The organism is Pseudomonas kurunegalensis, assembly GCF_030291635.1.
In the GTDB taxonomy this organism is placed as follows: domain Bacteria; phylum Pseudomonadota; class Gammaproteobacteria; order Pseudomonadales; family Pseudomonadaceae; genus Aquipseudomonas; species Aquipseudomonas monteilii.
In genome coordinates, this window is sequence record NZ_CP127871.1 from 4,130,257 (window position 1) to 4,154,684 (window position 24,428).

20 protein-coding genes are annotated in these 24,428 nt (G+C 62.5%); 15 read left to right on the forward strand and 5 right to left on the reverse strand.

Features of this window, described 5'->3' with window-relative positions; genetic code table 11:
- Positions 1–159 precede the first annotated feature (159 nt).
- A complete protein-coding gene (locus QQ992_RS18900; RefSeq protein WP_286110694.1) occupies positions 160–1,776 on the forward strand; it encodes an inorganic phosphate transporter in 1,617 nt (538 codons plus the stop codon).
- A gap of 5 nt (positions 1,777–1,781) precedes the next feature.
- Here QQ992_RS18900 and QQ992_RS18905 read toward each other — a convergent pair whose 3' ends face one another.
- The 3 genes from QQ992_RS18905 to QQ992_RS18915 form a co-directional block, all read right to left on the reverse strand.
- Positions 1,782–2,477 (reverse strand): glutathione S-transferase N-terminal domain-containing protein, encoded by a 696-nt coding sequence (locus tag QQ992_RS18905; protein WP_119369363.1) that lies wholly within the window; start codon positions 2,475–2,477, stop codon positions 1,782–1,784.
- A gap of 87 nt (positions 2,478–2,564) precedes the next feature.
- On the reverse strand, positions 2,565–3,062 hold the full coding sequence (locus QQ992_RS18910; protein WP_286110695.1) for a PaaI family thioesterase: 498 nt from the start codon (positions 3,060–3,062) through the stop codon (positions 2,565–2,567).
- Positions 3,063–3,119: 57 nt separating this feature from the next.
- Positions 3,120–4,502, reverse strand: coding sequence for an amino acid permease (locus QQ992_RS18915; RefSeq protein WP_286110696.1), 1,383 nt, complete (start codon positions 4,500–4,502; stop codon positions 3,120–3,122).
- 255 nt (positions 4,503–4,757) lie between these two features.
- On the opposite strand from QQ992_RS18915, the gene gcvA reads away from it, so the two are divergent.
- Both gcvA and QQ992_RS18925 read left to right on the forward strand, forming a co-directional pair.
- Positions 4,758–5,654 carry a transcriptional regulator GcvA gene (gene gcvA, locus QQ992_RS18920; RefSeq protein ID WP_164524836.1) on the forward strand — a complete coding sequence of 299 codons (897 nt, stop codon included), beginning with the start codon at positions 4,758–4,760 and terminating at the stop codon, positions 5,652–5,654.
- A 120-nt stretch (positions 5,655–5,774) separates the two neighbouring features.
- Positions 5,775–7,025, forward strand: coding sequence for a 2-aminoadipate transaminase (locus tag QQ992_RS18925; RefSeq protein ID WP_286110697.1), 1,251 nt, complete (start codon positions 5,775–5,777; stop codon positions 7,023–7,025).
- 3 nt (positions 7,026–7,028) lie between these two features.
- On the opposite strand, the gene QQ992_RS18930 is transcribed toward QQ992_RS18925, so the two are convergent.
- Positions 7,029–7,331, reverse strand: coding sequence for a hypothetical protein (locus QQ992_RS18930; protein WP_105946549.1), 303 nt, complete (start codon positions 7,329–7,331; stop codon positions 7,029–7,031).
- A gap of 140 nt (positions 7,332–7,471) precedes the next feature.
- Here QQ992_RS18930 and QQ992_RS18935 point away from each other — a divergent pair, with 140 nt between their 5' ends.
- Together QQ992_RS18935 and fusA are read left to right on the forward strand one after the other, a co-directional pair.
- On the forward strand, positions 7,472–7,897 hold the full coding sequence (locus QQ992_RS18935; protein WP_105946548.1) for a hypothetical protein: 426 nt from the start codon (positions 7,472–7,474) through the stop codon (positions 7,895–7,897).
- A gap of 73 nt (positions 7,898–7,970) precedes the next feature.
- Positions 7,971–10,091: an elongation factor G gene (gene fusA, locus QQ992_RS18940; RefSeq protein ID WP_286110698.1), complete on the forward strand. Its 2,121-nt coding sequence runs from the start codon at positions 7,971–7,973 to the stop codon at positions 10,089–10,091.
- A gap of 70 nt (positions 10,092–10,161) precedes the next feature.
- On the opposite strand, the gene QQ992_RS18945 is transcribed toward fusA, so the two are convergent.
- On the reverse strand, positions 10,162–11,604 hold the full coding sequence (locus tag QQ992_RS18945) for a SulP family inorganic anion transporter (protein ID WP_286110699.1): 1,443 nt from the start codon (positions 11,602–11,604) through the stop codon (positions 10,162–10,164).
- 317 nt (positions 11,605–11,921) lie between these two features.
- Between QQ992_RS18945 and QQ992_RS18950 the strand changes: the two genes are divergently transcribed.
- From QQ992_RS18950 to nuoH, 10 genes are all read left to right on the forward strand, one after another.
- Positions 11,922–12,662 carry a secretin N-terminal domain-containing protein gene (locus QQ992_RS18950; RefSeq protein ID WP_286110700.1) on the forward strand — a complete coding sequence of 247 codons (741 nt, stop codon included), beginning with the start codon at positions 11,922–11,924 and terminating at the stop codon, positions 12,660–12,662.
- A gap of 493 nt (positions 12,663–13,155) precedes the next feature.
- On the forward strand, positions 13,156–14,481 hold the full coding sequence (gene aceA / locus QQ992_RS18955; RefSeq protein ID WP_016711593.1) for an isocitrate lyase: 1,326 nt from the start codon (positions 13,156–13,158) through the stop codon (positions 14,479–14,481).
- A gap of 222 nt (positions 14,482–14,703) precedes the next feature.
- Complete coding sequence (locus tag QQ992_RS18960; protein WP_286110701.1) at positions 14,704–15,366, forward strand: lysoplasmalogenase; 663 nt, start codon at positions 14,704–14,706, stop codon at positions 15,364–15,366.
- Positions 15,367–15,746: 380 nt separating this feature from the next.
- Complete coding sequence (locus QQ992_RS18965; protein ID WP_003251427.1) at positions 15,747–16,160, forward strand: NADH-quinone oxidoreductase subunit A; 414 nt, start codon at positions 15,747–15,749, stop codon at positions 16,158–16,160.
- Positions 16,161–16,170: 10 nt separating this feature from the next.
- A complete protein-coding gene (locus QQ992_RS18970; protein WP_008096180.1) occupies positions 16,171–16,848 on the forward strand; it encodes a NuoB/complex I 20 kDa subunit family protein in 678 nt (225 codons plus the stop codon).
- A gap of 79 nt (positions 16,849–16,927) precedes the next feature.
- Positions 16,928–18,709: an NADH-quinone oxidoreductase subunit C/D gene (gene nuoC / locus QQ992_RS18975; RefSeq protein WP_012273293.1), complete on the forward strand. Its 1,782-nt coding sequence runs from the start codon at positions 16,928–16,930 to the stop codon at positions 18,707–18,709.
- A gap of 2 nt (positions 18,710–18,711) precedes the next feature.
- On the forward strand, positions 18,712–19,209 hold the full coding sequence (gene nuoE, locus QQ992_RS18980) for an NADH-quinone oxidoreductase subunit NuoE (RefSeq protein WP_012273294.1): 498 nt from the start codon (positions 18,712–18,714) through the stop codon (positions 19,207–19,209).
- On the forward strand, positions 19,206–20,567 hold the full coding sequence (nuoF, locus tag QQ992_RS18985; protein ID WP_105946544.1) for an NADH-quinone oxidoreductase subunit NuoF: 1,362 nt from the start codon (positions 19,206–19,208) through the stop codon (positions 20,565–20,567). The genes nuoE and nuoF overlap by 4 nt, the downstream gene beginning before the upstream one ends.
- Positions 20,568–20,701: 134 nt before the next feature.
- Positions 20,702–23,416, forward strand: a complete 2,715-nt coding sequence (gene nuoG / locus QQ992_RS18990) for an NADH-quinone oxidoreductase subunit NuoG (protein WP_119369354.1) — start codon at positions 20,702–20,704, stop codon at positions 23,414–23,416.
- Entirely contained in the window at positions 23,413–24,420 is a 1,008-nt protein-coding gene (gene nuoH / locus QQ992_RS18995; protein ID WP_003251440.1) for an NADH-quinone oxidoreductase subunit NuoH, read from the forward strand. Before nuoG ends, nuoH begins: the two co-directional genes overlap by 4 nt.
- Positions 24,421–24,428: the final 8 nt, after the last annotated feature.

The window sequence follows — 24,428 nt, forward strand, 5'->3', positions numbered from 1 at the left end:
GGTACGCCTCGCGTTTTTTGTAGCGAATCATCGCGCGCCCCTGCCATTACCGTCTGTCTTGAGCCTAGATAATTCATTGATCGAGGTCACGGCCGGGTTACGAATTGTTTCTATGCTCAAGGCCTTCGGCACCCACGCCCAACGCCAACCGGAGCACCCATGGCAACCCCGTCACTGGCCAGCCAGCCGCAACTGGCCCAGCGCGATTCCCGCCCGCAGCTTGCCCACACGCCAGGGCGCGCCACCCTCGTGTTGTTCTTCGGCCTGCTACTGGCTGGTATTGCCTATACCGTCTGGAGCCTGAAACAGGATGTGACGGCCAGCGGCACGCTGATCACCACGGTCACACCGTTCCTTCTACTGGGCCTGGCGCTGCTGATTGCCCTGGGCTTCGAATTCGTCAATGGTTTTCATGACACCGCCAATGCAGTCGCCACGGTCATCTACACCCACTCGCTGCCGGCACCGGTGGCGGTCGTCTGGTCCGGGCTTTGCAACTTCCTTGGCGTATTGCTTTCCAGCGGTGCGGTGGCGTTCGGCATCATTGCCCTGCTGCCGGTGGAGCTGATTCTGCAGGTCGGCTCCTCGGCCGGCTTTGCCATGGTCTTCGCCCTGCTGCTGGCAGCCATCATCTGGAACCTCGGCACCTGGTGGCTGGGCCTGCCGGCCTCGTCCTCACACACCTTGATTGGCTCGATCATCGGCGTGGGTGTGGCCAACGCGCTGATGCACGGGCGTGACGGAACCAGTGGCGTGGACTGGTCCCAGGCAAGCAAAGTCGGCTATGCCCTGCTGTTCTCCCCCCTGATCGGCTTTGCCTGCGCGGCCTTGTTGCTGATGGCGTTGCGCGCACTGGTCAAGCGCAAGGAGCTGTATCAGGCGCCGGAAGGCCGCACCCCACCGCCGTGGTGGATCCGCAGCGTCCTGATCCTCACCTGCACCGGCGTATCCTTTGCCCACGGCTCCAACGACGGCCAGAAAGGCATGGGCCTAATCATGCTGATCCTGGTCGGCACCCTGCCCATGGCCTATGCCCTGAACAAGACCATGCCCAACGAACAGGCCCTGCAGTTTTCTGCCATCGCCGAGGTGACCCGCCAGGCGCTGGTGCGCAGCGATCCGCAAGCGGCCCCGGTCGACCCGCGCCAGGTACTGACCTTGTTCATTGCCGAGCCCAAGGCCAGCCCGGAACTGATACCGGCACTCGCGGCGCTGACCGGGATGATCGGCGACCAGGTCAAAGGCTATGGCTCGCTCAAGCGCGTGCCGGCCGAAGCCATGGCCAATGTGCGCAACGACATGTACCTGACCAGCGAAGCCATTCGCCTGATCGAGAAAAAACACCTGGTGGCATTCGATGCCGACACCCGCAGCCATGTAAAACTGTTCAAGGCCCAGCTGGACGATGCCACCCGCTACATTCCACTGTGGGTGAAGGTGGTCGTGGCCATCGCGCTGGGGCTGGGCACCATGGTTGGCTGGCGGCGTATCGTGGTGACGGTGGGCGAGAAGATCGGCAAGACCCACCTGAGCTATGCCCAGGGCGCCTCGGCTGAAGTGGTTGCGATGTGCACCATCGGCGCGGCGGACATGTTCGGGCTGCCGGTTTCGACCACCCATGTGCTGAGCTCTGGTGTGGCCGGCACCATGGTCGCCAACGGCTCAGGCATTCAGAAACGCACACTGATCAACCTGCTGATGGCCTGGGTGCTGACCCTGCCGGCAGCCATGGTGCTGGCAGGGTCGCTGTACTGGTTGTTGAACCAGGTCTTCTAGGTCTGTCAGGCAGGAATCTTCAGGCCGCGCTGCACGGCTGGCCGTTCAAGGAACGCCGCCAGTACCCGTTGCACTTCCTTGAACTGATCAAAGCCTACCAACTCCCGCGCGTTGTAACGCTCCACAAGGTTGCGTACCCACGGGAAGATGGCGATGTCGGCGATGCTGTACGCGTCCACCATCCACTCCCGCCCTTTCAGGTGCCGATCCAGCACACCCAGCAGCCGTTTGGACTCGTTGACATAGCGATCACGCGGACGCTTGTCTTCATATTCCTTGCCAGCAAAGAAATGGAAGAAGCCAACCTGGCCAAACATCGGCCCGATGCCGCCCATCTGGAACATCAGCCACTGCAGGGTCTGGTAACGCTGGGCAGGGTCCTGGCTAAGCAGTTGGCCGCTTTTCTCCGCCAGGTACTGCAGGATCGCCCCCGACTCGAACAGCGGCAGCGGCTGACCACCCGGCCCGTTGGGGTCGAGGATGGCCGGGATCTTGTTATTCGCGCTGAGCGAGATGAACTCGGGGCTCAACTGGTCATCGTTGTCAAAACTGACCTTGTGCGCCTCGTAGGCCAGGCCGATTTCTTCGAGCATGATCGACACCTTGACACCGTTGGGTGTCGGCAGCGAATACAGCTGCAGGCGTTCTGGGTACTTGGCGGGCCACTTGCGGGTAATCGGAAAAGCACTGAGATCGGTCATGATCAACCTTGCCTGGGGAATGAACCTGTCACTCTAGAGACATCCCCGGCCGCTGACCATCACCGACCACGCATCAGCGCTGGCAACTCAGGCCTGACCGTGGGCCTTGAGCTTGAGCTTTTCGGTGTCGACACGCACGAACACCGAGTCGGCGGTCACGGTCAGCACATCGTCGGCCCAGACCTCGCAGATCACCCGGCTCTTGCGCCCCACGTCCCCTTCCACACGCGCCTTGAGCAACAGCTCGACGCCCATGGGCGTGGGTTTCAGGTAGCTCAGGTTGAGCGTACCCGTGACGCAGTCGATACGCGGCAGGCTGCCCGGCTCGCGGCCTTCATTACGGTAGTGGTAAGCCATGGCCGTCCAGTTGGAATGACAGTCGACCAGCATCGCCAGCAGGCCGCCGTAAACCAGGCCGGGCCAGCCGATGAAGGTGCTGTCGGGCGCATGGCGGCATATCAGGTGAACGCCGTCGGCGTCCCAGTGGCTTTGCAGGTGCAGCCCGCTGGGGTGGGAGCACCCGCAGCCATAACATGTGCCATCGGGTGCCGCGAGGGCCTGGAGGGAAAGGGCTTGGTCGTTCATACGCTTCCTGTGCTTATTGAAATGGGGGCGCGCAACGCCCCCATTAAAGCAGAAACATCAGGCCGTCTGGGCAACCACCTTGGCACGCCGCTGGGTCAGCGAAACCAGCAGGATGAACAGGGTTACGCCAGCAGTCATCAGGGTTTCGTAGCGGTAGGCATCGCTGAACAGCATGTAGCCCAGCACCATGACGATGGTGCCGATCACCAGCCAGGTCAGCCATGGGAACAGCCACATCTTCAGCTCCAGCGGGCGCCCTTCGCGGTCGGCGCGGGCACGCATGCGCAGCTGCGACACGGCAATTACCAGATACACCAGCAAGGCGATGGCACCGGTGGTGGACAGCAGGAAGCCGAACACCTTGCCCGGGAACACATAGTTGACGAAGCAACCAGCAAAGCCTGCCAAGGTGGAGAAGATCACCGCCACGGTCGGTACGCCGGAGCCGGAGATGCGCTTGGTAACGCTCAGTGCCTGACCACGGGCACCCAGCGAATAGAGCATGCGCGACGCGGTATACAGCCCCGAGTTCATGCAACTGGTCACCGCTACCAGCACCACCAGGTCAACCAGCAGCTTGGCACCCGGCACGTTCAGCACCTCCAGTACGCGCTGGAACGAACCGACCGCCTTCAGTTCAGGGTCGTTCCAGGCCACCAGCGACACCACCAGGAAGATCGACGCCAGATAGAAGATGGCGATGCGGTACACCACCAGGTTGGTGGCGCGGCGGATCTTGTCTTTCGGGTTGGCGGTTTCGTCAGCGGCAATGGTGACGATTTCGGCACCGAAGAACGAGAAGATGGTGATCAGTACACCACCCAGCACGGTCCCGAAGCCGTTGGGCATGAAGCCGCCGTTGTCCCACAGTCGGCTAACCCCGGACACTTCGGCCAGCGGCCAGAAACCGAACACGGCCAAGGTGCAGACCACGATGAAGGCAATGATCGCCACCACCTTGACCAGGGCGAACCAGTACTCGAAGGCACCGAAGTTCTTCACGCTGATCAGGTTGGTGCCCGACAGCACCAGCATGATCAGGAAGGCGAACAGCCACGATGGCACCCCAGGGAAGTAGGCGTGCAGGATGTCCGCACCGGCAATGGCCTCGACCGGAATGATCAGCACCCAGAACCACCAGTACAGCCAACCGATGGTAAAGCCCGCCCATGGGCCAATGGCTTCGGAGGCATAGGTGGAAAACGAGCCGCTGTTGGGGTTGGCGATGGCCATTTCGCCCAGCATGCGCATCACCAGCAAGACCAGCAGGCCGGTCATGGCGTAGGAGATGAGGATGGCCGGGCCGGCGGTGGCGATGGCATTGGAGGAGCCGATGAACAGGCCGGCGCCGATGATGCCCGCAATGGAAATCATGGAAACCTGACGGGAGGTCAGGCCGTGCTGCAGGGAACGCTGTTTCTTGTTGTCTTGCGAAGCCATGAAGAACCCTCGAATGGGTCGGCCGCAGCGAGGCGGCTGAAGGTCGGAGCAGAATTCTTTTAAATTTCTGATAGTCGTTGTTGTTGTTTTGCAGATGCCGGAAGCGGGTACTGACCTCCTCTTCGCATGACCGGTTGTAATCGTTGATCCAGGTCAGTATTAATCTATAGGCCGGGGTCAACAAACGACCTTTTCGAACCACATGATTCCGCTTTGGAATGAACTTCTTCCTTTTTTGCTCGGTATTTGCCCGTCATGTCCAAACGCCTGATGCCTTCGACCACCGCCCTTCAGTGCTTCGAAGCGGCCGCCCGCCACCTCAGCTTCACACGCGCGGCGCAGGAACTGCACCTGACCCAGAGCGCCGTCAGCAAGCAGGTGGCGCAGCTTGAGGACATGCTCTCGCACTCGCTGTTCCAGCGCATTCGCCGCCGCCTGCACCTGACCCCGGCCGGCGCGCTGTACCTCACCGAAGTGAACAAGATCCTCACCCAGATCGACATTTCCAGCCGCTACATCCTCAGCTACGGGGACGAGACCGAAGTGCTGCGCATCGCCACCCAACCCACCTTCGGCGCCCGCTGGCTGGTGCCCAGACTCAAGGGTTTTGGCGACCGCTACCCACGCATCCACCTGGACGTGCGCAACGAACTGGAGCCGTTCGACCTGGTGCAGGCCAAGGCCGACATTGCCTTTTTCTTCGGCCAGGGCACCTGGCCCGGGGCAACCTGCATCGAGCTGTTCAGCGAAGAAGTGGTACCGGTATGCAGCCCGCAGCTGCTGGCCAATCACCGCTTCGACAGTGCCCAGGCGTTGACCGAGCACCGGCTGCTGCAATGCGTGTCGCGACCGGAGGCCTGGCACGAATGGTTTCTGGGGCTGGGGCTGCATAGCCAGAACAGCTACCACGGGCCGCGTTTCGACACGTTCTACCTGTGCATTCGCGCAGCGATTTCAGGCTGCGGTATCGCCCTGATTCCGCGCTATCTGGTGGCAGAGGAACTGAGCGAGGGCAAGCTGGTGGTGGCCTGGGACCACCCGGTGGCGAGCAATGGCCGGCACTTCATCGCCCATGCCGAGCATGCGGCCGAAGTGCCCAAGATCCGGGCTTTTGTGCAGTGGATTCGGGAGCGGGTGGCTGAGGGCGATTGATATTGACCGCGCCGGCAAGATCACGAATCCACGGAATGACCGCAATCGAATAATTCGTTTGCGGAATAACCCGCCAACACGCTTGGATAATAAGAAACTCGAACAAGGTCCCGCGTGCCCATGAACCAGGAAAGTATCAGCCAATCCATTGCCATCGTTCACCCGATCACACTTTCCCATGGCCGTAATGCCGAAGTCTGGGACACCGACGGCAAACGTTACATCGACTTCGTCGGCGGTATCGGTGTGCTCAACCTGGGCCACTGCAACCCCGCCGTGGTCGAGGCGATCCAGACCCAGGCCACCCGCCTGACCCACTACGCCTTCAACGCCGCCCCGCACGGCCCGTACCTGGCACTGATGGAACAACTGAGCGAGTTCGTGCCCGTCAGCTACCCATTGGCCGGCATGCTCACCAACAGCGGTGCGGAAGCAGCAGAAAACGCCCTGAAAGTTGCCCGCGGCGCCACCGGCAAGCGGGCTATCATCGCCTTCGACGGCGGCTTCCATGGCCGCACCCTGGCCACCCTGAACCTCAACGGCAAGGTCGCCCCGTACAAACAGCGGGTCGGTGAACTGCCTGGGCCGGTGTACCACCTGCCCTACCCCAGCGCCGACACCGGCGTGACCTGCGAGCAGGCGCTCAAGGCCATGGACCGCCTGTTCAGCGTCGAGCTGGCTGTGGAAGACGTGGCAGCGTTCATTTTCGAGCCGGTGCAGGGAGAAGGCGGCTTCCTCGCCCTTGACCCCGCCTTCGCCCAGGCCCTGCGCCGCTTCTGCGACGAGCGCGGCATCCTGATCATCATCGACGAAATCCAGTCGGGCTTCGGCCGCACCGGCCAACGCTTCGCCTTCCCACGCCTTGGCATCGAGCCCGACCTGTTGCTGCTGGCCAAGAGCATTGCCGGCGGCATGCCACTGGGTGCGGTGGTCGGGCGCAAGGAATTGATGGCAGCCCTGCCCAAGGGCGGCCTGGGCGGCACCTATTCGGGCAACCCGATTGCCTGTGCGGCGGCGTTGGCCAGCCTGGCGCAGATGACCGACGAGAACATCGCCACCTGGGGTGAGCGCCAGGAGCAGGCCATCGTCAGCCGCCACCAGCGCTGGCAGGCCTCGGGCCTGAGCCCGTTCATCGGCCGCCTGACCGGCGTGGGCGCCATGCGTGGCATCGAGTTCGTCAATGCCGATGGCAGCCCGGCGCCGGCACAACTGGCCAAGGTGATGGACGCCGCGCGGGCCAAAGGCTTGTTGCTGATGCCCAGCGGCAAGGCACGGCACATCATCCGCCTGTTGGCACCACTGACCATCGAGGCCAAGGTGCTCGAAGAAGGCCTGGATATCCTCGAGCAGTGCCTGGCCGAGCTGAACTGAGGCTTACAGCCCCAGTTCTTGCGGGGTGAGCATGTCGGACTCGAAGGCAATCCAGCCGCCTTCGAGTTCGGCATGGCCGTTGACGATCGGGCCGTAGTAGGTCAGGCCGTTCTCCAGGGTCACGCAAATGTGCGTGGCCGATTTCTCGGGGGCTGCGAGCGTACCGACGAAATGCACCTTCTTCAGGGTTTCGGTCACCGCTTCCAGACCAACGCGCATGTTGGGGTTTTCCGAGGCCTCGGTGTCTCCGCCGCGGTCTTCAGCGCTGATGGTCACGGTGGCGATGTACGGGTACTTGGTGCTCAAGCGGGGTTACCTCAGTGGATGTGTAGGCATATGGGCGCGTAGAGTACGGCAGGCGGTCCCGGTTGTCTCTACAGGTGATCTGAATGCCCCGATCTGTTAGGGTGCCCGCCGATGCACGCCACACCACACGAGGATCCCGAGTGAGCGCCGAAGAACCCCTGATCGCCGACCTGTTCGATGTCGACAAACGCCTGTCCCTCAAGCCCGTCGTGGACTTCAACAGCTACCTGCGCAATGCCTTCGGCGAAGGCCCGTGCCGCTGCCACCGTTGCGCCGAAGGTGGCGACGAGAGCACCTACAGTCACGCCCACAGCTTCACCTTCGACGGCCGTCAGTGGCACCGCCGCTTCGCCAGCACCTCGGGTAGCGATGTTGCCCAAGCGCTGAAAAAGGCCTGGCTGTCGTACACCAAAGCCGACCTCAACCTGGTCGGCGCGCTGGACCTGACCACCCTCAAGACCTTCACCGAAGCCGCCCTGCACCCGCGCCTGCTGGCCCTGCTGCCAGCCAGCGGCCTGGCCCGTGAAGTGGATGGCCAGTGGATGCTGCAAGCCCAGGCCGACTGACGGCCCGGCGGCAGGGCAGGATTCCACCGGTCTGCTAACGTGGTGGAATCCGCCCATCTGCAGGTAGTCCGCCATGGCCCGCACAACGCCCATCGAGCTGTACCGCAATATCGGCATCGTCGCACACGTTGACGCCGGCAAGACCACGACTACCGAGCGGATCCTGTTCTACACCGGGGTCAACCACAAGATGGGCGAGGTGCACGATGGCGCCGCGACCATGGACTGGATGGCCCAGGAGCAGGAGCGCGGCATCACCATCACCTCGGCGGCGACCACCGCGTTCTGGCAAGGCTCGACCAAGCAGTTCGCGCACAAGTACCGCTTCAACATCATCGACACCCCCGGCCACGTCGACTTCACCATCGAGGTGGAGCGCTCGTTGCGCGTGCTCGATGGCGCGGTGGTGGTGTTCAGCGGCGCTGACGGGGTGGAGCCACAGTCCGAGACGGTCTGGCGCCAGGCCAACAAGTACCATGTGCCACGCCTGGCCTACATCAACAAGATGGACCGCCAGGGCGCCGACTTCCTGCGCGTGGTCAAACAGATCGACAAGCGCCTGGGGCATCACCCGGTGCCGATTCAACTGGCCATTGGCAGCGAAGAGAACTTCATCGGCCAGATTGACCTGGTGAAGATGAAGGCCATCTACTGGAACGACGACGATCAGGGCACCAGTTACCGCGAAGAAGACATCCCCGCCGAGCTCCAGGCACTGGCCGACGAATGGCGCGCGCACATGCTCGAAGCCGCGGCCGAAGCCAATGATGAGCTGACCATGAAGTTTCTCGACGGCGAGGAGCTGAGCATCGACGAGGTCAAGGCCGCCCTGCGCCAGCGTACTATCGCCAACGAGATCGTGCCGACCATCCTTGGCTCATCGTTCAAGAACAAAGGTGTGCCGCTGATGCTCGATGCCGTCATCGACTACCTGCCCGCCCCGTCCGAAATCCCGGCGATCAGAGGTACCGACCCGGATAACGAAGAAAAACACCTGGAGCGCCACGCCGACGACAAGGAGCCATTCTCGGCATTGGCCTTCAAGATTGCCACCGACCCCTTCGTTGGCACCCTCACCTTCGCCCGGGTGTACTCCGGTGTGCTCAGTTCCGGCAATGCTGTGCTCAACTCGGTCAAGGGCAAGAAGGAACGCATCGGCCGCATGGTGCAGATGCACGCCAACCAGCGCGCCGAAATCAAAGATGTGTGCGCCGGCGACATCGCCGCACTGATCGGCATGAAGGACGTGACCACCGGCGACACCCTGTGCGACATCGACAAACCCATCATTCTCGAGCGTATGGACTTCCCCGACCCGGTAATCTCCGTGGCAGTGGAGCCGAAGACCAAGGCCGACCAGGAAAAAATGGGCATCGCCCTCGGCAAGCTGGCCCAGGAAGACCCGTCGTTTCGCGTGCGCACCGATGAGGAAACCGGCCAGACCATCATCTCCGGCATGGGCGAATTGCACCTGGATATCATCGTCGACCGTATGCGCCGCGAGTTCAACGTCGAAGCCAACATCGGCAAACCGCAGGTGGCCTACCGCGAAAAAATCCGTAATACCTGCGAAATCGAGGGGCGCTTCGTCCGTCAGTCCGGTGGCCGAGGCCAATATGGCCATTGCTGGATCCGCTTTGCGCCTGGTGATGAGGGCAAGGAAGGCCTGGAGTTCGTCAACGAGATTGTCGGCGGCGTAGTGCCCCGCGAGTACATCCCGGCGATCCAGAAAGGCATCGAGGAACAGATGAAGAACGGCGTGCTCGCCGGCTACCCGCTGATCAACCTCAAGGCCGCGGTGTTCGACGGCTCCTACCACGACGTCGACTCCAACGAAATGGCCTACAAGATCGCCGCCTCGATGGCCACCAAGCAGCTGTCGCAGAAAGGCGGCGCGGTGCTGCTGGAGCCGGTCATGAAGGTCGAGGTGGTCACGCCCGAGGAGTACCAGGGCGACATCATGGGCGATCTGAGCCGACGGCGCGGGATGATCCAGGACGGCGACGAGACGCCTGCAGGTAAGGTGATTCGCGCCGAAGTGCCGCTAGGGGAAATGTTCGGCTATGCCACTTCGATGCGCTCGATGACCCAAGGGCGCGCCAGCTACACGATGGAGTTCACCAAATACGCCGAAGCACCGGCAAACATCGTCGAGACGATCATCAGCAAGAGCCAGGGCAAATCCAAAACCTAGCCCTCCAACGTCGGTTCAGTCCTCCAGGTTTTTGCAAATGCCCTGGAGGACTGATGTTACCCCTCAAGCGTCAGTGCTGCTCGCCCGCCCGCTTCAAGAGCTTCTTGCACCGCTCCGACAAATGCACCACCCGCAGTTGCTTGCCCGCCTTGGCGTAGCGCTCACGCAGCGTTTTCAACGCCGCGATCGCCGAGTAGTCGACAAAGCTCAAATGCTGGCAGTCCAGCGTGACCTTCTCTGGGTCGTTGGCCGGGTCAAACTGGTTGAGGAACGGTGTGGTCGAGGCGAAGAACAGCGTGCCATGCACCTGGTACTGCTTGCCCCCTTCACCATCCTCATGGCTGTCGGCATACAGCTCCCGCGCGTGCTGCCAGGCAAAGTTCACCGCTGCGATGATGATGCCGAACATTACCGCCATGGCCAGATCGGTGAAGACCGTGACCACGGTCACCGCAATGATCGCCAGCACATCGTTCACCGGCACTTTGTTAAGCACCCGCAGCGACGCCCAGGCAAAAGTCTGCTGGGCCACCACGAACATCACCCCCACCAGTGCCGCCAGCGGAATGCGCTCGATCAGCGGCGACAGGAACAACACGAACAGCAAGATCATCACCCCGGCCACCACCCCGGACAGCCGGCCACGGCCATTGGAACTGAGGTTGATCACTGTCTGCCCGATCATCGCGCAGCCACCCATGCCGCCGCACAGGCCCGAGACCATGTTCGCCGCACCCAGCGCCACGCACTCGCGGTCCGGGAAACCTCGGCTCTCGGTGATTTCATCGGTCAGGTTGAGGGTTAGCAGGGTTTCCAGCAGCCCGACCATGGCCATCAGCACTGCGTAGGGGGCGATGATCTTCAGGGTTTCCAGGTTCCAGGGCACATCCGGCAGCGCCAGCCCCGGCAGGCCACCGGCGATGTGCGCCATGTCACCCAGGGTGCGGGTGGGCAGCCCGAGCAGGTACACCAGCAGGCCAACACCCAGGATCGCCACCAGCGCCGGCGGTACTGCGCGGGTGAGTTTCGGCAGCACATAAACCACCGCCATGGTCAGCGCTACCAGGCCGATCATCAGGTACAGCGGCGCGCCACTGAGCCAGTGCTCACCGTCCTTGAAATGCTCCAGCTGGGCCATGGCGATGACGATCGCCAAGCCGTTCACGAAGCCAAGCATCACCGGGTACGGCACCAGGCGTACCAGTTTGCCCAAGCGCAGCACGCCGAACAGGATCATCACCACGCCGCCCAGCAACACCGTCGCCAGCAGGTACTGCACGCCGTGCTGCACCACCAGCGCGACAATCACCACGGCCATTGAGCCAGCGGCGCCGGAGATCATCCCGGGCCGACCGCCGAACAGCGCCGTCAGGGTGCAAATGATGAAAGCGCCATACAGGCCCATCAAAGGGTTGAGGTGGGCCACCAGGGCAAAGGCGATGCATTCGGGCACCAGGGCGAACGAGGTGGTCAGGCCGGCGAGCAGGTCGGCGCGTAGTCGGGCGGGTTTCATGTGATTCCTGTGTATGGCGAGCACTTGTCTGGAGCACTCCCACAGAGCCACAGGAGCGCCCGAGGCAGCCTACGGCCTTTAGAACGGGCAAAAAATTGAAGCGGGAATGTTACGTAATTTGTCCGACAGCAGCCACAGCGTGATGTGCGCGGGCTGACCAACCAAGCCTGCATCGTGGAATTATCTGCAATTATCTGGCTGACTATAATTTATAGTTGCCTGGATAAAGCCAGTATAAATGGCAGGTTTTAATGTGCACCCGGCACAAGCAGGATGCCTTGGCCATTCTGGCGATTCCCCCCGCGGAGATCATGGACATGCCGCTACGCCCCCTTCTCACCACCCTGCTGCTGGTTACCAGCCTCGTCGCCCAGGCCGCCACCGAGGTGGTGCCGCTGCAGCACCGCGCCAGCGCCGAACTGCTGCCTGCGGCGCAGGCATTCATCGGCAAGGACGGCACAGTCAGCGCCTTCGAGAACAAGCTGATCGTCAACGCCAGCCCCGAGCGCATCGACGACCTGCGCGCCCTGCTGCAACAACTGGACACCGCACCCAAACGCCTGCTGATCAGCGTCGACAACAACGACAGCAACTTCCAGGACAACCGTGGCAATGCCCGTGTTATCCACTACGGCACCAGCAACCGTGACGGCGGCATGCAACAGATCCAGGCCAGCGAAGGCCAGCCGGCGCTGATCCAGGTTGGCCAGAGCATCCCGATCACCAGCACCAGCACCAGCACCGACGGATACGGGCGCCTGCAGAGCAACACCGAATACCGCAACGTGACCCAGGGTTTCTACGTTACGCCAAGCCTGAGCGGTGATACGGTTCGTCTGCAAATAAGCACCAATAATGACCGCATCAGCCATGAACGTGCAGATGTAGTGAAAGTGCAAAGTACCGACACGACCGTCACCGGAAAGCTCGGCGAATGGATCACCCTGGCAGGCTACAACCAGCAGAGCCAAGCCGACCGCAGCACGTCAAGCCGCAGTTACAGCACCCAGCGCGGTGAAAACATGACTTTGCGTGTCAAAGTCGACCTTCTCGACTGATCCCAGGCAATTCAAGGCCTCGACCAAAGGCCTTGAAACTGACTGCCAAGTCGCATTAGACCAAAGATGTAGTAAGTGAAAAATTCCACTACAAAACATTTGACATGCCCTTTTTCCCAAGGGCATGATGGCCTCGCTCCCGCTAATCAGGGGCCCTGGCAAGGGCCTTCGAGGCGTGCTCCTCCCACCCCTGGAGGCGCCTCGTGTCTATACGGCCCACAAGGCGGTTCGACGGGATTGCGACTGCAACGAAGAAGTTGTCCCGAGGGACGGAAGCGCATCACCGCAGTACTGGCAATCGCGTAGCACCGCAGCAAGGCAACCACGAGCCGACCTGCCGGAGCACACCTTCGCCTGGCCTGCCCACCCTTCCCCCTTCGAGCCTTCGCGTTCGCCGCCGCACTCTCTAGAACAGGACAGCCGCCAGGCACCCTGATCTGCACCCGGGCATCAGCACAATTAACCCAAGATCGATGCGACGAGGTTTATTTCCATGGCACTGACACGCGAACAGCAAATTGCAGCCCTCGAGAAAGACTGGGCCGAGAACCCGCGCTGGAAAGGCGTGACCCGTACCTACTCCGCCGCCGATGTCGTTCGCCTGCGTGGCTCCATCCAGCCGGAGCACACCTTTGCTCGCCAAGGCGCAGAAAAACTGTGGAAGCTGGTCACCGAAGGTGCCCACCCGTCCTTCCGCCCAGAAAAAGATTTCGTGAACTGCATGGGCGCCCTCACCGGCGGCCAGGCAGTGCAACAGGTAAAAGCCGGCATCCAGGCCATCTACCTGTCCGGCTGGCAAGTAGCCGCCGACAACAACTCGGCCGAGTCCATGTACCCTGACCAGTCGCTGTACCCGGTCGACTCGGTACCGACCGTGGTCAAGCGCATCAACAACGCCTTCCGCCGCGCCGACCAGATCCAGTGGAAAGCCGGCAAGAACCCGGGCGACGATGGCTACATCGACTACTTCGCGCCCATCGTGGCTGACGCCGAAGCCGGTTTCGGTGGCGTACTGAACGCCTACGAACTGATGAAGAACATGATCGAAGCAGGCGCCGCCGGCGTGCACTTCGAAGACCAGCTGGCCTCGGTCAAGAAATGTGGCCACATGGGTGGCAAGGTACTGGTACCGACCCAGGAAGCCGTACAGAAGTTGGTGGCCGCGCGCCTGGCAGCCGACGTATCGGGCGTGCCGACCATCATCCTGGCCCGCACCGACGCCAACGCCGCCGACCTGCTGACCAGCGACTGCGACCCGTACGACCAGCCGTTCGTGATCGGCGAGCGTACCCGTGAAGGCTTCTACAAGGTACGCGCCGGCCTCGACCAGGCCATCGCCCGCGGCCTGGCCTATGCGCCGTACGCCGACCTGATCTGGTGCGAAACCGCCAAACCGGACCTGGACGAAGCCCGCCGCTTCGCCGAAGCGATCAAGAAGGAGTACCCGGACCAGATCCTGTCGTACAACTGCTCGCCGTCCTTCAACTGGAAGAAGAACCTGGACGACGCCACCATTGCCAAGTTCCAGCGCGAGCTGTCGGCCATGGGCTACAAGCACCAGTTCATCACCCTGGCCGGCATTCACAACATGTGGCACGGCATGTTCAACCTGGCGCACGACTACGCCCGCAACGACATGACCGCCTACGTGAAGCTGCAAGAGCAGGAATTCGCGGACGCCAGCAAAGGCTACACCTTCGTGGCGCACCAGCAGGAAGTGGGCACTGGCTACTTCGACGACATGACTACCGTGATTCAGGGTGGCGCATCGTCGGTGACTGCACTGACCGGTTCGACCGAGGAAGAGCAGTTCCACTGATAGTGGACTGCTGTTGAACGAAGGCCCGGGGCTTGCGAAAGCTCCGGGCCTTTTTTTGCCTGTTCTGGCCGTTTCGCGGGCAACCCCCACAGGCACTGCATCTCCCTTGCAGCCTGTGGTGACTCTGTGGGAGCGGGTTCACCCGCGAAAGGGCCGGCACAGGCCGCAGCAAAACCCTGGATCAGGTCTATGCTTGAGGCAGCACAGCAGCAAGGACCGCCCATGCCTCGTCCAAGCCACCTGATCATTCTCGCCCTGGCCGCCGCTGCTCTCTATATATATGCACTGGCCAGCGACAACACCGTGCTTGCCCTGCTGGCCAAGCCCATCCCGGTGCTGGCCCTGATTGCCTGGTTGCGCAGCGCCCCCGCCTCACCCTATCGCAAGTGGATCTCTATCGGCCTGGGGTTCTCGGTACTCGGCGACATCCTGCTGGCCATCCCCGCCGACCTCTTCGTCTTCGGTCTGGCCGCCTTCCTCTGCGCTCACCTGGCCTACCTGCGCGCCTATTGCGGCCAAACCTTGCGCCTCGCCCTGCCCGCGCTGGCGTTCAGCGCAATAACCGGCATCACCCTATTCAGCGTACTCGCGAGCCACGGTCTCGGCCCATTGCTGGCCCCCGTCGCGCTTTATGCCCTGGCCATCAGCGCCATGCTCTGGCGCGCCCTGGCCTGCGGCGGGCTGGCCGCACTCGGCGCCGGCCTGTTCGTGCTTTCCGACAGCCTGATCGGCATCGACCGCTTCGTCAGCCCGTTCGCTGCCGCGCCCTACCTGATCATCCTTACCTACTGGCTCGGCCAGTGTGCGATCGCTTCATCAGTCGGTCATGGCTCAATCGATAAAGTATTGACCCAGAGCGGTGCGCGAAGCGCCGGAAGCTGCTAGAACAAGAGCCTTTCGCATTTGCAAGTAGGGGAATCGCCAGATGAACTTTACAAGGCGCAGAACAGCCAAATTAGAAGGCATCAGGTCAAATGATATTAATTATCATTCCGAAACTTGTAATTCGTTACCACTCGCAAGAAACATAATTAACAAAACAGCACGCAATGCCCGAATCTCAAGGCTTTCAGCCAGTTACACGCGTGTTTTGTTCTTAATCCTACGAATAAATTTGCGACAGAAATTTTACTTGCACCGGGTTTACCCATAAAATCAGCGCGATTGATTCAGCTGCGACATTTGGTCACTGCACCTGCGACACCACGTCGCCGCTTTACTTATTTCAGACTGCAGAGCTGGGTCTCTGTATAAGGAGCTCTAGCATGTCCGATTCGGCAGGACTCATCGCCCACAACTGGGGCTTTGCCATCTTCCTCCTGGGTGTCGTCGGCCTGTGTGCCTTCATGCTCGGCCTGTCCAGCCTGCTCGGTAGCAAGGCCTGGGGTCGCGCCAAGAACGAACCCTTCGAATCCGGCATGCTGCCCGTCGGCAGCGCACGCCTGCGCCTGTCCGCCAAATTCTATCTGGTCGCGATGCTGTTCGTGATCTTCGATATCGAAGCCCTCTTTCTCTTTGCATGGTCTGTGTCCGTCCGCGAAAGCGGCTGGACCGGGTTCGTCGAAGCTCTCGTTTTCATAGCAATTCTGTTGGCAGGTCTTGTCTACCTATGGCGCGTCGGTGCTCTTGATTGGGCTCCCGAAGGTCGCCGCAAGCGGCAAGCGAAGCTGAAACAATGAGGCTTTGGCAATGCAATACAATCTCACCAGAATCGATCCGGATGCGCCTAACGAGCAGTACCCGGTAGGTGAACGGGAAACCGTCACCGACCAGCTGCTAGAGGACCAGGTCCACAAGAACATCTACATGGGGAAACTCGAAGATGTGCTGCGTGGCGCGGTCAACTGGGGTCGCAAGAACTCCCTCTGGCCGTACAACTTCGGCCTGTCCTGCTGCTACGTGGAAATGACCACGGCCTTCACGGCACCCCACGACATCGCCCGCTTCGGCGCCGAAGTCATCCGGGCATCGCCGCGTCAGGCCGACTTCATGGTCATCGCCGGTACCTGCTTCGTCAAAATGGCGCCGATCATCCAGCGCCTGTACGAGCAGATGCTCGAGCCCAAGTGGGTCATCTCCATGGGGTCGTGCGCCAACTCCGGTGGCATGTACGACATTTACTCGGTCGTTCAGGGGGTCGACAAGTTCCTCCCCGTGGACGTCTATGTGCCTGGCTGCCCGCCACGCCCTGAGGCTTTCCTGCAAGGCTTGATGCTGTTGCAGGAGTCGATCGGCCAAGAACGACGCCCGCTTTCCTGGGTTGTTGGTGATCAAGGTATTTACCGTGCCGAGATGCCAGCCCAGAAAGACCTGCGTCGTGAGCAGCGCATTGCAGTAACCAACCTGCGCAGCCCCGACGAAGTCTGATCCAGCGACCTGCCGCCCGCTCCCGAAGGAGCCGGCGGCCTGGCTTCATTCTTAACGTTGACCCAAAGCGACCGAGACCATGACAGCGGACAACGCTATTTTCATTCCGCCCTACAAGGCTGACGACCAGGATGTGGTCGTCGAACTGAACAACCGTTTTGGCGCCGAAGCATTCGTCGCCCAGGAAACCCGCACCGGCATGCCTGTGCTGTGGGTCAAGCGCGCCCAGCTCAAAGAGGTGCTCAGCTTCCTGCGTGGCGTGGCCAAGCCGTACAGCATGCTGTACGACCTGCACGGCGTCGACGAACGCCTGCGCACCCAGCGCCGTGGCCTGCCAGCCGCCGACTTCAGCGTGTTCTACCACCTGCTGTCGGTCGAGCGTAACAGCGACGTGATGATCAAGGTGTCGCTGAGCGAAGGCGACCTGAACCTGCCGACCGTGACCGGTATCTGGCCAAACGCCAACTGGTACGAGCGTGAAGTCTGGGACATGTTCGGCATCGACTTTGCCGGCCACCCGCACCTCAGCCGCATCATGATGCCACCCACCTGGGAAGGCCACCCGCTGCGCAAGGACTACCCGGCCCGTGCCACCGAGTTCGACCCCTACAGCCTGACCCTCGCCAAGCAGCAGCTTGAAGAGGAATCGGCACGCTTCAACCCGGAAGCCTGGGGCATGAAGCGTCAGGGCGCCAACGAGGACTACATGTTCCTCAACCTCGGCCCCAACCACCCTTCGGCGCACGGCGCGTTCCGTATCGTCCTGCAGCTGGACGGTGAAGAGATCGTCGACTGCGTACCGGACATCGGCTACCACCACCGTGGTGCCGAAAAGATGGCCGAGCGCCAGTCCTGGCACAGCTTCATCCCCTACACCGACCGTATCGACTACCTCGGCGGGGTGATGAACAACCTGCCGTACGTGCTCGCGGTCGAGAAGCTGGCCGGTATCAAGGTGCCGCAGAAAGTCGACGTGATTCGCATCATGCTCGCCGAGTTCTTCCGCATCACCAGCCACCTGCTGTTCCTGGGTACCTACATCCAGGACGTCGGCGCCATGACCCCGGTGTTCTTCACCTTCACCGACCGTCAGCGCGCCTACACCGTGATCGAAGCGATCACCGGCTTCCGCCTGCACCCGGCCTGGTACCGCATCGGTGGCGTCGCCCACGACCTGCCACGCGGCTGGGACAAGCTGGTCAAGGACTTCGTCGAATGGCTGCCCAAGCGCCTTGACGAATACACCAAGGCTGCCCTGCAGAACAGCATCCTCAAGGGCCGTACCATTGGCGTTGCTGCGTACAACACCAAGGAAGCGCTGGAATGGGGTACCACCGGTGCCGGCCTGCGTTCCACCGGTTGCGACTTCGACCTGCGTAAAGCCCGCCCTTACTCCGGCTACGAGAACTTCGAGTTCGAAGTACCGCTGGCCCACAACGGCGATGCCTACGATCGCTGCATGGTCCGTGTCGAGGAGATGCGCCAGAGTATCCGCATCATCGATCAGTGCCTGCGCAACATGCCGGAAGGCCCGTACAAGGCGGATCACCCGCTGACCACGCCGCCGCCGAAAGAGCGCACCCTGCAGCACATCGAAACCCTCATCACGCACTTCCTGCAAGTCTCGTGGGGCCCGGTCATGCCGGCCAACGAGTCGTTCCAGATGATCGAGGCGACCAAGGGCATCAACAGTTACTACCTGACGAGCGATGGCGGCACCATGAGCTACCGCACCCGGATCCGTACCCCGAGCTACCCGCACCTGCAGCAGATCCCTTCGGTGATCAAAGGCAGCATGGTCGCCGACCTCATTGCGTACCTGGGCAGTATCGACTTCGTTATGGCTGACGTGGACCGCTAAGCATGAACAGCACGCTTATCCAGACAGACCGTTTCGCCCTGAGCGAAACCGAGCGCTCGGCCATCGAGCACGAAATGCATCACTACGAGGACCCGCGCGCGGCGTCCATCGAAGCCCTGAAGATCGTCCAGAAGGAACGTGGCTGGGTGCCGGACGGCGCCATCCACGCCATCGGCGAAGTGCTGGGCATCCCGGCCAGCGACGTCGAGGGTGTCGCCACCTTCTACAGCCAGATCTTCCGTCAGCCGGTCGGCCGCCACATCATCCGCGTGTGCGACAGCATGGTCTGCTACATCGGCGGCCATGAGTCCGTGGTCAGCCAGATCCAGAGCGAGCTGGGCATCGGCCTGGGCCAGACCACCGCCGACGGCCGCTTCACCCTGCTGCCGGTGTGCTGCCTGGGCAACTGCGACAAGGCCCCGGCACTGATGATCGACGACGACACCTTTGGCGACGTACAGCCAGCTGGCGTTACCAAACTGCTGGAGGGTTACGTATGACCATTACTTCCTTCGGCCCGGCCAACCGCATTGCGCGCACCGCCGAAACCCACCCGCTGACCTGGCGCCTGCGTGACGACGGCGAGCCGGTATGGCTGGCCGAGTACGAGTCCAAGAACGGCTATGCCGCAGCGCGCAAGGCGCTGGCGCAGATGTCGGCCGACGACATCGTGCAAAGCGTCAAGGACTCCGGCCTCAAGGGGCGTGGTGGTGCAGGCTTCCCCACTGGCGTGAAGTGGGGCCTGATGCCCAAAGACGAATCCATGAACATCCGCTACCTGCTGTGCAACGCGGACGAAATGGAGCCGAACACCTGGAAGGACCGCATGCTGATGGAGCAACAGCCCCATCTGCTGGTCGAGGGCATGCTGATCAGCGCCCGCGCCCTGAAGGCCTACCGTGGCTACATTTTCCTGCGTGGCGAATACACCACCGCAGCGAAAAACCTCAACCGCGCCATCGATGAAGCCAAGGCCGCAGGCCTGCTGGGCAAGAACATCCTGGGCAGCGGTTTCGATTTCGAGCTGTTCGTGCACACCGGTGCCGGCCGCTACATCTGCGGTGAAGAAACCGCACTGATCAACTCGCTGGAAGGCCGCCGCGCCAACCCGCGCTCCAAGCCGCCCTTCCCTGCCGCCGTTGGCGTGTGGGGCAAGCCGACGTGCGTGAACAACGTCGAAACCCTGTGCAACGTGCCAGCCATCGTCGCCAACGGCAACGACTGGTACAAGTCGCTGGCCCGTGAAGGCAGCGAAGACCACGGCACCAAGCTGATGGGCTTCTCCGGCAAGGTGAAAAACCCGGGCCTGTGGGAACTGCCGTTCGGCGTCACCGCCCGCGAGCTGTTCGAAGACTACGCCGGTGGCATGCGCGACGGCTTCAAGCTCAAGTGCTGGCAGCCAGGCGGCGCCGGTACCGGCTTCCTGCTGCCCGAGCACCTCGATGCGCAGATGTACGCCGGTGGCATCGCCAAGGTCGGCACCCGTATGGGTACCGGCCTGGCCATGGCCGTGGACGACAGCATCAACATGGTGTCGCTGCTGCGCAACATGGAAGAGTTCTTCGCCCGCGAGTCGTGCGGCTGGTGCACCCCCTGCCGTGACGGCCTGCCGTGGAGCGTGAAGATGCTGCGCGCGCTGGAGAAAGGCCAGGGCCGCGCCGAAGACATCGAGACGCTGCTGGGGCTGGTCAATTTCCTCGGCCCAGGCCGTACCTTCTGTGCTCACGCACCGGGTGCCGTCGAGCCGCTGGGCAGTGCCATCAAATACTTCAGGTCCGAGTTCGAGGCCGGTGTCGCGCCTGAAAGCGCTGGCACCCTGCGCCCTAACCTGGCCAAGCCGATCGTGGTCGGCGCATAACAAGACGATTAAGGCGGGTGGTCCGTGCCACTCGCCAGCTTGCCGACAGGTCCGAGTCCATCGTGGCGTGTCGCAAGCTCACCGATTTCCATTAGCCACGCCCGCTCACGCGGGCCAACGAAGAACTTTGAACAATGGCCACTATCCACGTAGACGGCAAAGCGCTCGAAGTCAACGGTGCAGACAACCTGTTACAGGCGTGTCTGTCACTCGGCCTCGACATCCCTTATTTCTGCTGGCACCCGGCGCTTGGTAGCGTTGGCGCCTGCCGGCAGTGCGCGGTCAAGCAGTACACCGACGAGAACGACACCCGTGGTCGTATCGTCATGTCCTGCATGACCCCTGCCTCCGACGGCACCTGGATCTCCATCGACGATGACGAGTCCAAGGCGTTTCGCGCCAGCGTCGTCGAATGGCTGATGACCAACCACCCGCACGACTGCCCGGTGTGCGAGGAAGGCGGTCACTGCCACCTGCAAGACATGACGGTAATGACCGGCCACAACGAGCGCCGCTACCGTTTCACCAAGCGTACCCACCAGAACCAGGACCTCGGCCCGTTCATCGCCCATGAGATGAACCGCTGCATCGCCTGCTACCGCTGCGTGCGCTACTACAAGGACTACGCCGGTGGTACCGACCTGGGCGTATACGGCGCCCACGACAACGTGTACTTCGGCCGCGTCGAAGACGGCGTGCTGGAAAGCGAGTTCTCCGGCAACCTGACCGAGGTCTGCCCGACCGGCGTGTTCACCGACAAGACCCACTCCGAGCGCTACAACCGCAAGTGGGACATGCAGTTCGCCCCGAGCATCTGCCACGGCTGCTCCAGCGGCTGCAACATCAGCCCGGGTGAGCGCTACGGCGAACTGCGTCGCATCGAAAACCGCTTCAACGGTTCGGTCAACCAGTACTTCCTGTGCGACCGTGGCCGCTTCGGCTACGGCTACGTCAACCGCAAGGACCGCCCACGCCAGCCACACCTGGCCGACGGCACCAAGCTGAGCCTTGACGCTGCCCTGGACAAGGCCGCCGACCTGCTGCGCGGCCGCACCATCGTCGGTATCGGCTCGCCACGCGCCAGCCTCGAAAGCAACTACGGCCTGCGTGAGCTGGTCGGCGCCGACTACTTCTACGCCGGTATGGAAGCGGGCGAACTGGCCCGTGTGCGCCTGGCCCTGAACGTGCTGAACAACAGCCCGCTGCCAGTGCCGACCCTGCGCGACATCGAAGACCACGACGCCGTGTTCGTGCTCGGTGAAGACCTGACCCAGACCGCTGCCCGCGTTGCCCTGGCCGTGCGCCAGGCCACCAAAGGCAAAGCCGAGGCCATGGCCGAAGCCATGAAGGTGCAGCCGTGGCTCGACGCCGCCGTGAAGAACATTGGCCAGCACGCGCTGTACCCGCTGTTCATCGCCTCCCTGGCTGAAACCAAGCTGGACGACGTTGCCGAAGAATGCGTGCACGCCGCCCCGGCCGACCTGGCCCGCATCGGTTTCGCCGTGGCCCACGCCATCGACCCGAGCGCACCTGCCGTTGCTGGCCTGGACGACGAAGCCAAGGCCCTGGCCCAGCGCATCGCCGACGCCCTGGTCGCTGCCAAGCGCCCACTGGTGGTCGCCGGTACGTCCCTGGCCGACCCGGCGCTGATCGAAGCGGCCGCCAACATCGCCAAGGCCCTGAAGCTGCGCGAGAAGAACGGCTCGCTGAGCCTGGTGGTGCCTGAAGCCAACAGCATCGGCCTGGCCATGCTCGGTGGCGAGTCCGTCGATGCTGCGCTGGACGCTGTCATCAGCGGCAAGGCCGACGCCATTGTCGTGCTGGAAAACGACCTGTACGCCCGCGTACCGGCCGCCAAGGTCGACGCAGCCCTGGCTGCGGCCAAGGTGGTGATCGTTGCCGACCACTCGAAAACCCCGACGGTCGACCGCGCCCACCTGGTGCTGCCGGCTGCCTCGTTCGCCGAAGGCGACGGCACCCTGGTCAGCCAGGAAGGCCGTGCCCAGCGCTTCTTCCAGGTGTTCGACCCGCAATACCTGGACAGCAGCATCCAGATCCACGAAGGCTGGCGCTGGATGCACGCCCTGCGTGCCACCCTGCTGAACAAGCCGGTCGACTGGACTCAGCTGGACCACGTCACCAGCGCCTGCGCCGAAGCCGCCCCGCAACTGGCCGGCATCGTCAACGCCGCCCCAAGCGCCGCGTTCCGCATCAAGGGCATGAAGCTGGCCCGTGAGCCGCTGCGCTACTCTGGCCGCACCGCCATGCGCGCCAACATCAGCGTGCACGAACCACGCACCCCGCAAGACAAGGACACCGCGTTCGCCTTCTCCATGGAAGGCTACTCGGGCTCCGCCGAACCGCGCCAGCAGGTGCCGTTCGCCTGGTCGCCGGGCTGGAACTCGCCACAAGCCTGGAACAAGTTTCAGGATGAGGTCGGTGGCCACCTGCGCGCCGGTGACCCGGGCGTGCGCCTGATCGAGTCGCAAGGCGACCGCCTGAACTGGTTCAACGCCATTCCGGGTGCCTTCAACCCGGCCCGTGGCACCTGGACCGCCGTGCCGTTCTTCCACCTGTTCGGCAGCGAAGAAAGCTCCTCGCGCGCCGCCCCAGTACAAGAACGCATCCCGGCTGCCTACGTGGCCCTGGCCAAGTCCGAAGCCGACCGCCTGGGCGTCAACGACGGTGCTCTGCTGAGCCTGAACGTGGCCGGTGTGGCCCTGCGCCTGCCGCTGCGCATCAATGAAGAGCTGGGCGCAGGCCTGGTCGCGTTGCCGAAAGGCCTGGCCGGCATTCCGCCTGCCATCTTCGGTGCATCCGTCGAAGGTCTGCAGGAGGCAGCACAATGAGCTGGTTCACCCCCGAAGTAATCGACGTGATCCTCACCGTGCTGCGGGCCATCGTGGTCCTGCTGGCGGTAGTGGTCTGCGGCGCGCTGCTCAGCTTCGTCGAGCGCCGCCTGCTGGGCTGGTGGCAGGACCGTTACGGCCCGAACCGCGTAGGCCCGTTCGGTATGTTCCAGATCGCAGCCGACATGCTGAAGATGTTCTTCAAGGAAGACTGGAACCCACCGTTCGTCGACCGCGTCATCTTCACCCTGGCACCGGTCGTGGCCATGAGCGCCCTGCTCATTGCCTTCGTGGTCATTCCGATCACCCCGACCTGGGGCGTTGCCGATCTGAACATCGGCCTGCTGTTCTTCTTCGCCATGGCCGGCCTGTCGGTCTACGCGGTGCTGTTCGCCGGCTGGTCGTCGAACAACAAGTACGCCCTGCTGGGCAGCTTGCGTGCTTCGGCACAGACCGTGTCGTACGAAGTGTTCCTGGGCCTGGCGCTGATGGGCGTGGTGGTGCAGGTGGGCTCGTTCAACATGCGCGACATCGTTGAATACCAGGCTCAGAACCTGTGGTTCATCATTCCGCAGTTCTTCGGCTTCTGCACCTTCTTCATCGCTGGCGTCGCCGTGACCCACCGTCACCCGTTCGACCAGCCAGAAGCAGAACAGGAACTGGCCGACGGCTACCACATCGAGTATGCCGGCATGAAATGGGGCATGTTCTTCGTCGGTGAGTACATCGGCATCATCCTCATCTCGGCGCTGCTGGTAACCCTGTTCTTCGGCGGCTGGCACGGCCCGTTCGGCATCCTGCCGCAACTGTCGTTCCTGTGGTTCGCGCTGAAGACCGCGTTCTTCATCATGCTGTTCATCCTGCTGCGCGCCTCGATCCCGCGCCCACGCTATGACCAGGTGATGGACTTCAGCTGGAAGTTCTGCCTGCCGCTGACCCTGATCAATTTGCTGGTGACCGCTGCGATCGTGCTCTACAACACGCCAGCCGTCGCGGCCCAGTGAGGATTTGA

Coding starts and splice junctions, on each gene's coding strand:
- nuoG (WP_119369354.1), top strand. CDS start 20,702: ATGGCCACTATCCACGTAGACGGCAAAGCGCTCGAAGTCAACGGTGCA.
- gcvA (WP_164524836.1), top strand. CDS start 4,758: ATGTCCAAACGCCTGATGCCTTCGACCACCGCCCTTCAGTGCTTCGAA.
- nuoH (WP_003251440.1), top strand. CDS start 23,413: ATGAGCTGGTTCACCCCCGAAGTAATCGACGTGATCCTCACCGTGCTG.
- QQ992_RS18905 (WP_119369363.1), bottom strand. CDS start 2,477: ATGACCGATCTCAGTGCTTTTCCGATTACCCGCAAGTGGCCCGCCAAG.
- QQ992_RS18900 (WP_286110694.1), top strand. CDS start 160: ATGGCAACCCCGTCACTGGCCAGCCAGCCGCAACTGGCCCAGCGCGAT.
- QQ992_RS18965 (WP_003251427.1), top strand. CDS start 15,747: ATGTCCGATTCGGCAGGACTCATCGCCCACAACTGGGGCTTTGCCATC.
- nuoC (WP_012273293.1), top strand. CDS start 16,928: ATGACAGCGGACAACGCTATTTTCATTCCGCCCTACAAGGCTGACGAC.
- QQ992_RS18910 (WP_286110695.1), bottom strand. CDS start 3,062: ATGAACGACCAAGCCCTTTCCCTCCAGGCCCTCGCGGCACCCGATGGC.
- QQ992_RS18960 (WP_286110701.1), top strand. CDS start 14,704: ATGCCTCGTCCAAGCCACCTGATCATTCTCGCCCTGGCCGCCGCTGCT.
- QQ992_RS18950 (WP_286110700.1), top strand. CDS start 11,922: ATGCCGCTACGCCCCCTTCTCACCACCCTGCTGCTGGTTACCAGCCTC.
- fusA (WP_286110698.1), top strand. CDS start 7,971: ATGGCCCGCACAACGCCCATCGAGCTGTACCGCAATATCGGCATCGTC.
- nuoF (WP_105946544.1), top strand. CDS start 19,206: ATGACCATTACTTCCTTCGGCCCGGCCAACCGCATTGCGCGCACCGCC.
- QQ992_RS18915 (WP_286110696.1), bottom strand. CDS start 4,502: ATGGCTTCGCAAGACAACAAGAAACAGCGTTCCCTGCAGCACGGCCTG.
- QQ992_RS18945 (WP_286110699.1), bottom strand. CDS start 11,604: ATGAAACCCGCCCGACTACGCGCCGACCTGCTCGCCGGCCTGACCACC.
- QQ992_RS18970 (WP_008096180.1), top strand. CDS start 16,171: ATGCAATACAATCTCACCAGAATCGATCCGGATGCGCCTAACGAGCAG.
- QQ992_RS18925 (WP_286110697.1), top strand. CDS start 5,775: ATGAACCAGGAAAGTATCAGCCAATCCATTGCCATCGTTCACCCGATC.
- nuoE (WP_012273294.1), top strand. CDS start 18,712: ATGAACAGCACGCTTATCCAGACAGACCGTTTCGCCCTGAGCGAAACC.
- aceA (WP_016711593.1), top strand. CDS start 13,156: ATGGCACTGACACGCGAACAGCAAATTGCAGCCCTCGAGAAAGACTGG.